Source organism: Oscillibacter sp. GMB15532, from assembly GCF_041020825.1.
Taxonomy (GTDB): domain Bacteria; phylum Bacillota; class Clostridia; order Oscillospirales; family Oscillospiraceae; genus Oscillibacter.
Genome location: NZ_JBEVTO010000010.1, coordinates 142,984 through 151,041, shown reverse-complemented (window position 1 = coordinate 151,041; position 8,058 = coordinate 142,984). Strand labels below are relative to the sequence as shown.

Genomic DNA, 8,058 nt, shown 5'->3' with positions numbered 1-8,058 from the left:
TGAAAGTGGTCGCTAATCCCCGGTTTGAAACCTCCGCAGCTTATCCAGTCTATTAAAAACGCTCCGGATTTAAGAGGGGCGGCGCTGATTTCACAGCGCCGCTCCTTTTTTGTGTGAAGCAGACGACGGAATTTTGCCAAAAGCAGCAAAACCTTTGCGCAAACTCTGCTCTTTTCGCTTCCAGCTTGCGTTTCCTATCAGGCACAAGTATCATTGAGTTTAATCGGCATAATGCCCGTTCTTAAAAAACGTATGACGGCCGCCAGAGAATAATGGAAAGGTGAGATCGACATGCGCGGAGAGAATGCTCTGGATATGACCTGCGGCGCACTGCCGGGAAAAATTCTGATGTTTAGCCTGCCCCTGATGGCCTCCAATGTGCTGCAAATGCTGTTTAACGCCGCGGACATTGTGGTGGTGGGGCGCTTTGTGGGTCCCGCCAGTCTGGCCGCCGTGGGCAGTACCGTTCCCATTATCCATATGATTCTCAACCTTCTGATCGGAATTTCCGTCGGCGTAAACGTCTCGATTGCGCGCTATCTTGGAGAGGGAAACCGGGAAGCTGAAATTTCCCGCACGCTGCACACGTCTGTGCTGATGGCGTTGGTGGGCGGCGCGGTTCTGGGTGCGGCGGGCATTCTGTCCTCCGGGCATCTTCTGGCCCTGGTCTCCACTCCAGACGACGTTCGCCCCCTGGCCCTTGCTTACATCCGGATTTGCTTTGCCGGTACTCCCGCGCTGATGCTCTACAACTACGGAGCCGCCGCCCTGCGGGCCACCGGAGACACCAGACGTCCCCTGCTGTTCCTTCTGTGCAGCGGCATGTTGAATGTAATTTTAAACCTCGCGTTCGTGGTGCTCCTGGACACCGGGGTGGCGGGCGCGGCGCTTGCCACTGTAATCAGCCAAGTCTTCAGCGCCGTCCTGATTATGTGCTATTTGGTGAAAAGCGGCGGCGTCCTGCGGTTTTCCTGGCGCAGTCTGAGTCTGGACCGGGCCAGCCTTACGCGCATGGCGGCCATCGGCATTCCGGCCGGAGTTCAAAGCTGCCTGTTCAGCCTGTCCAATGTGGTCATTCAAAGCGCCGTTAACACCTATGGCAGCACCGTGATTGCAGGCTGCAGCGTGGGCGAAAATGTGGAAAGCTTTCTGTATATCTCCATGAATTCCTTTCACCACGCCTGCCAGACCTTCACAAGCCAAAACATCGGAGCCGGACGCTACGACAGAGTTGACCGCATTGTGCGGACCTGCCTTTTATACACGGTGGTTCTGGGAACCGTCCTGGGATTGGCTGTCACGGGCTTCGCCCCAAAGCTCATTTCCATTTACAACAGTGACCCGGCTGTGATCGAAGCGGGCATGCTCAGGCTGTGGATTGTGGCGGGTCCTTATGTGATATTCGGCATTGCAGACGTTTTGGTGGGTGCTCTCCGGGGCTGTGGCTTTTCCCTGACCCCGGTAATTATCAATCTGCTGGGCACCTGCGTATTCCGGGTGGCATGGATTGCCCTGTTGGACACCCGCAGCGCGGGCATTGAGCGGGTCTATCTCTCCTATCCCATTAGCTGGGCGCTGACTATGGCAGCCCTCAGTGTGTTTTGGATATTGCTGCGGCGGCGCCAACGCCTGTCGGAAGGCTCCGTCTAATCTTTTCGTCAGCCCTCAAGAGGAGTACGTATGAAAAATCAGTTCACACGAGAAAGCATAGAAATTACAGGCGCATCCGAAAACAACCTGAAACACATCAGTCTGTGCATTCCCAAGGAGCAGCTGGTGGTGCTCTCGGGCGTTTCGGGTTCAGGGAAAAGCTCCCTTGCCTTTGATACCATTGCAGTGGAGAGCAGCCGCCAATGGCAGGCCACCTATCCGCTGTTTCTGAGAAACCGTCTTCCCCGGTATGAGCGTCCCGCAGTGGAAAATATCCGGAACCTAACGCCCTGCGTTGTGGTTGACCAGCGGGCCATCGGCGCCAATGCCCGCTCCACCGTGGGTACGGCGACAGACGTCGCGCCTCTTATCCGCCTGCTGTTTTCCAGAGTGGGCCACCCCAGCGCAGGCGGGTCCATGGCCTATTCCTTCAACCATCCCCACGGCATGTGCCCGGAGTGCACGGGATTGGGAGAACAGGTGCAGCTGGACGAGACGCTGATGTTCGACCGGGACAAATCCATCCATGAGGGCGCCATTCGCTTCAGTCAATTCTCCGGCGGAAGCTGGCAGGAATTTTACTATCATTGCAACCCGCTGCTAAACCCTGACAAAAAGCTGCGGGATTTTTCCCAAGAGGAATGGAAAATCCTGCGCATCGGGCCCGACGTACCGCTGGTGATGGACTTTATCCGCAACAATACCGGGCAGGTGTCCAAGCTCCCCTACGAGGGCGTGGTCACACGGTTTAACAGGCTTTATCTCAACCGGGACATCTCGGACCTGAAAAAGCAGGTGCGAGACGAGGCAATGCGATTCGTCCGGCGCTGCCCCTGCCCCGCCTGCTGCGGAAGCGGTCTCAACCCCCTGGCGCTGGAGTCAAAAATCAACGGCCACAATATCGCCGATTATTATGAGATGCAGGTCAGCGACCTGCTGGCAATTCTGGACGACATCGCAGATCCGCTGGGGCAGTCTTTGGCGGACCAGATTGGCGTGTGCCTGCGGCATATGGTAGATGTGGGGCTGGGATATCTGAATCTGGACCGCCGCACGGACACGCTCTCCGGCGGCGAGGCACAGCGCTTGAAAATTGTCCGCCATCTGGGCAGCAGCCTGAGCAACATCACCTACGTCTTTGACGAGCCCACCGCCGGCCTTCATCCGGCGGACGCGAATCGCATTGGGAAGCTGCTGTTGGACTTGCGCGGCAAGCATAACACGGTTCTCGTTGTGGAGCACAACCGGCAGATGATCGAATTAGCGGATCACATTGTGGAGTTGGGTCCCCTGGCAGGAGAGCAGGGCGGAGAAATCGTATACCAGGGCGACATGGACGGTATGCTGCGCGGCAACACGCCCACGGCCCGCTCCATGCGGGAGAAGCTCTCTGTAAACCTGCACCCTCTGGACTGGGCGGAGGGTTTTCCGATCCAGCATGCCAGCGTGCACAATCTTAAGGATGTGTCCGTTACCATTCCCAAGGGCGTTCTCACCGCTGTCACTGGCGTGGCCGGTTCCGGCAAAAGCAGCCTGATTTGCCACGAGTTTGTTGCCCGCCATCCCGAGGCGGTGGTCATCGACCAAAAACCCATTGGTACCTCCAGCCGCTCCACCCCCGCCACTTACACGGGCGTGATGGATGAAATACGAAAATTATTTGCCAAAGACAACGGCGTGAGCGCACAATGGTTCAGCGCCAACTCCAAGGGTGCCTGCCCCGTTTGCAAAGGCAAGGGAGAGATTACGCCGGACGTGGCTTTCGCCGATCCTGTGTCCATTTTGTGCGAGGAGTGCCAGGGCCGCCGCTTTAATCCCACCGCGCTGAGCTATACCTATCGCGGAAAGAATATTGAACAGGTCCTGAATCTGACGATTTCTCAGGCCCTTGCATTCTTTCCGCTGCCTAAGATACAAAAACCCCTCCGCTCCATGCAGGAGGTAGGGCTTGGCTATATGACCTTGGGCCAGTCCACCAGTACGCTTTCCGGCGGCGAGGTGCAGCGCCTTAAACTTGCAGGCGAACTGCGCAAAGAGGGCAATATCTATGTGCTTGACGAGCCCACCACCGGGCTGCACCATCAAGACGTCATGCATCTGCTGGCGCTGCTGCGCCGCCTTGTGGCGCAGGGCAACACCGTGGTGGTGGTGGAACATCGCATGGAGCTGATCTCAGCGGCCGACTGGGTGATTGACATGGGGCCCCAGGGCGGGCGCGGCGGCGGCCGCGTGCTGTTTGCCGGTGTTCCCGCGGCGTTGTTGAACTGCGAAGCTTCCGAAACCGCAAAATTTTTGCGCGCCCGCATTTAAAGCGAAGCAACTTTCCCTCTGCTCCGTATCCGCGTTTTATACAACCTGTGTCTGAAAAGGAAACGGTGGGCGAGAAACCAACAGCGCTGAGAGCCGATTGTCGGAGGAGATGGACGGATGTACACTATTGCGGTACAGCTTATCGGATTTGTGGGAATGGCTTTTTGTATCGGCTGCTTTCAAATTAAAAGCAGCCGGTGGATGATTCTGTGCCAGATGGCGGGGAATCTTCTGTTTGTGGTTCAGTTCTTGATGCTGGGCGCATACAGCGGCTGCGCCACGCTGGCCTTCGGCGCCGCAAGCAGCCTTTTCATCGGACTGGAGGGCCACGCCTGGGCGGAGTGGAGGGGCTGGAGATGGGTGTTCGCTCTGCTCACTGTTGCAGCGTGCCTTCTGACCTGGAGCAAGCCGTATGATTTTTTCGTACTGGTGGGACAGGTGTCCTTTATTCTCACCACATGGACGAAGAACGGGCGCGTTATACGGCTGGGAAAGCTGACCCTGGTGGGCCCGCCCTGGATCGTCTACAATCTTCTTGTCCGTTCCTACGGCGGCGTTATCAGCGAGACTTTCGGCATCATATCCACGCTGATTTCCATTTGGCGCTTCGGGCTGAAGGCTTTGGACCAGAGCCCCTGAAAAAGGCGGCTCCGCCACACCGCGCGGGAATCTTCCCGCGCGGTACTTTTTTGTGGAAACCGCCGCTAAGTGCCTGCCGCGGCGCGGCAAATTCCGCCGAGATGAGAAACTGCAAAAAAGCGGCAATCCCCCGCACAGAAATTTTGTGCAAAAAAGCTTAAAGTGGAGCATGGGATAAAGTTTGACTTCACCGGTCGTCGGCGCTTTACTGGGGTGGTATAATAAAGCCTGTATTGTTTTTTCAGAGGAAGTTGAGAAACTACGCCAAGGAGTTTCAATCAGAGGGGACATGAGGAGGCACGACAGATGAACTATCAGGAAATCATGACGGCATTTTCACAGTCCGGAATCGGCGCGCTGGTTTTGTCGAGGGACGGTGTCATCCTGTCGGTGAACGAGGCGGGTGACCGGCTGCTGTGCGGCCAGGGAAAGCTTGTGGGGCAGCAGCTCATTGACATTGCAGGTGAGCTGGGACAGGAATCCAACAAGCCGGTATACACCTGCGTTGAGTTTGACCATTATGTCACGCGCTGCACCACCCCGGAGGCAGACGGCCTTCCCGACGGCGCACAGTTGATTGTATTCCGAAACGCAGTGGACGACGCCTGCCATGATATGTTGATCAGCGTGGTCAATCAACTGGAAGAGGCCGTGATTTTATGCGATGAGCATGGCCGCATTTACCTTGTCAATGACGCGGCGGAAAAGATGGACGCCCTGGTAACGCAGGATGTTCGGGGAATGCCCGTCTCTGAGGTATATTTTATGCGGGACGGCGAGGAGTGCGGAACTCCGCAGGTCCTCAAAACCACGCAGGCCATTTTGAACAGAAGGCAGTCCTACACCACGCGGTTCGGACATGATGTGGACATCGTCGTCAATATGTATCCAATTGTCCAGAACGGGCAAGTTCTGGGTGCGTCCAGCATCATGCAGGACTGGCGCACGCTGGATTTGCTGCGCAAGCAAATCATTGATCTTCAGGATCAGCTGGTGGAGCAGAGTTCGAACGGCAGGCCCACCAAGGCAAAGCCCCTCTCAGCGCACTATCGTTTTCACGACATCATCCACATCAGCCCGGTTATGGATGAATTGATCGCCCAATGTCAGCAGGCGGCGCGTTCCAATTCCTCCGTGATGATATACGGAGAGACAGGGACCGGGAAGGAATTGATTGCCCACAGCATCCACAACGCCAGCAGCCGGGCCGACGGCCCGTTTCTCGCCATCAACTGCGCAGCCATTCCGGAAAATCTGCTGGAAAGTCTGCTATTCGGCACGGAGCGCGGCGCATACACCGGCGCGGAGAGCAAGCCGGGCCTGTTCGAGCAGGCCAACCACGGCACGCTTCTTCTGGATGAGGTAAACTCCATGAATATCAACCTGCAGGCCAAGCTGCTGCGCGTTTTGCAGGATAAGCGCATCCGCCGCGTCGGGGGTACAGAGGAAATTCAGGTGGATGTGCGCGTGATTTCCAACACCAACGTTCCTCCATACCAGGCGATTGAAGAGGGCAAGCTGCGGCGCGATCTGTTTTATCGTCTGGGCGTCGTCAGCATTACGGCGCCTCCTCTGCGGGAGCGGCCAGAGGATATCCGGCTGCTGGCAAACAGCTTCTGCCTGAAATACAACGAGGAGTTTCACAGAAAGGTCAGCGGTATCGATGAAAAAACCTTCAGCCTGTTTCAAAATTACAGTTGGCCCGGCAATGTGCGCGAATTGCAGCATGCCATTGAGCATGCGATGAATATCCTGCCGGATACCCAGTCGGTGATTTCTCCAAAATATCTGCCCCGGCATATCCTGGACGAGGACACGGCAAAGCAGATTGTCAAGGAACTGCAGCCTCCTCCCCGCCTGTTGGGACCACTGGATGACATCATCAGGAAATTTGAATATGACGCCATTTTTCAGGCTCTTAAGGATGCGGGCGGCAATGTGTCAGAGGCGGCGCGCATTTTGCAAATTGACCGGCAAAAGCTGCAATACAGAATTAATCGCTATAAAATAGAGCCGGAGGCATCCGCAAAATAGGCGTGGCCCGGGCCGGAGGCTTCCCTGAAAAGGAACCCTCCATCTATGCAAGCCAGCCTCTTCTTTTGGAGAGGCTGGTTTTTTCTATGAAAAGCTATGATGAAAAATAATCATCGTTGTTGAAAAACCATAAACAAGCCTGCCCTTTATTAAATTTTGCAAATAATATGGCAGTTCACCGCGAAAAAATTTAAGCAATTTACACAAATTTGAGCAAGCACATTCTGTAAATACCAATAAAAATTAAATTAAACCTTTAAATTATTTGTTGTAATTTAACACTGGCACGATAGTTGCTTTCTTATATTGACGCGGGCATTTTTTGTCCGCAAGCCAGTCGGTCGGACAACAGCGGACGGACGCATGAAATCTTAAATGGGGGAAAAGCAAATGAAACACATTACAGAAACCGGAGCTGCACGTAAATTCAAACTGGGGATGCACACCTATACTCTGCACCTGAGCGGTCTGGGCGAAAGCTGGGGCTTCCAGAGCGAGGGAAAGACCTTTGCTTTTGAAAAAGTGATTAATCTGGATAAGCTAATGGATCTGTGCGTGGAGGAGGGAATTGAGGTCATCCACATGACGCTGGTGGACCTGGACAACGACCTGTCCGACGCACACTTGGCGGCAGTCAGGGAAAAAGCGCAACGTCTTGGACTGGACCTGGAGTTGAACATTTCCTTTAACGCCCCGTCCGACCCTCGTGTCAACTGCACCATTGCGGAGTCGCTGGAGATTGCGCATAAGCTTGGCTGCAAGCTGGTCAAATACAGCACGGACGTGGAACACCCTCATCGCCTGACCCACGCGTGTATGTGCCCGGAAGCGGTTAAGCAAATGGCGGACATTGTCATGGACTTCCAAAAAAATCTGTCCACGATTGAAAAGTACGGAATGAAAATTGCGATCGAAAACCACTGCGATCTGTTTTCCGACGAGGTAATCTGGATGGTCGAGCAGATCAATCATCCCTTGGTCGGCGCTTGCTGCGACACTATCAACTCTATGGTTCTGGCAGAAGGCATCAAGGACTGTGTGGATAAAATGGCTCCATACTGCTACTGCGTACATTTTTGCGACAATCGCATATTTGCCGACCCCGACGGCACGCACTCCCTTGGCTGCGCCATTGGCGACGGCCAGGTGGATGTTGTTGAAATCATGAAAGTCTTGCGGGAAAAGGCACCCGCCGAGCTGGACACCATTGACCTGGAAATTGAGCTCCCACTCAGCGGATATTCGCTGGAAGAAGGCCGCAAGGAAGAACTTCTTGCCATGCGCAAATCCATTAAATTCATGCACGAAGTTCTGGATATTGGCATCAAGGGACGCTGATCTCCACCCGGGATTCCGCCACCACAGAGAATCACGGCTGACAAGTAAGAGGAACCTTGCCAAGGCCGCATCTCTTACAGGCCCCAT

Annotated in this window: 5 protein-coding genes; all 5 read left to right on the top strand. The window is 55.1% G+C overall.

The features are described 5' to 3' along the window. Positions 1–291: 291 nt before the first annotated feature. Complete coding sequence (locus tag ABVS15_RS12810; RefSeq protein WP_369284073.1) at positions 292–1,650, top strand: MATE family efflux transporter; 1,359 nt, start codon at positions 292–294, stop codon at positions 1,648–1,650. Between the two features lie 30 nt (positions 1,651–1,680). Then, entirely contained in the window at positions 1,681–3,960 is a 2,280-nt protein-coding gene (locus ABVS15_RS12805) for an ATP-binding cassette domain-containing protein (RefSeq protein WP_369284072.1), read from the top strand. 117 nt (positions 3,961–4,077) lie between these two features. Then, a complete protein-coding gene (locus ABVS15_RS12800; RefSeq protein ID WP_369284071.1) occupies positions 4,078–4,599 on the top strand; it encodes a YgjV family protein in 522 nt (173 codons plus the stop codon). Positions 4,600–4,905: 306 nt separating this feature from the next. Then, positions 4,906–6,633 carry a sigma-54 interaction domain-containing protein gene (locus ABVS15_RS12795; protein ID WP_369284070.1) on the top strand — a complete coding sequence of 576 codons (1,728 nt, stop codon included), beginning with the start codon at positions 4,906–4,908 and terminating at the stop codon, positions 6,631–6,633. Positions 6,634–7,023: 390 nt separating this feature from the next. Further along, the gene (locus ABVS15_RS12790; protein ID WP_369284069.1) at positions 7,024–7,971 is read left to right on the top strand and encodes a sugar phosphate isomerase/epimerase family protein; all 948 of its coding nucleotides are present in this window, start codon (positions 7,024–7,026) and stop codon (positions 7,969–7,971) included. Positions 7,972–8,058: the final 87 nt, after the last annotated feature.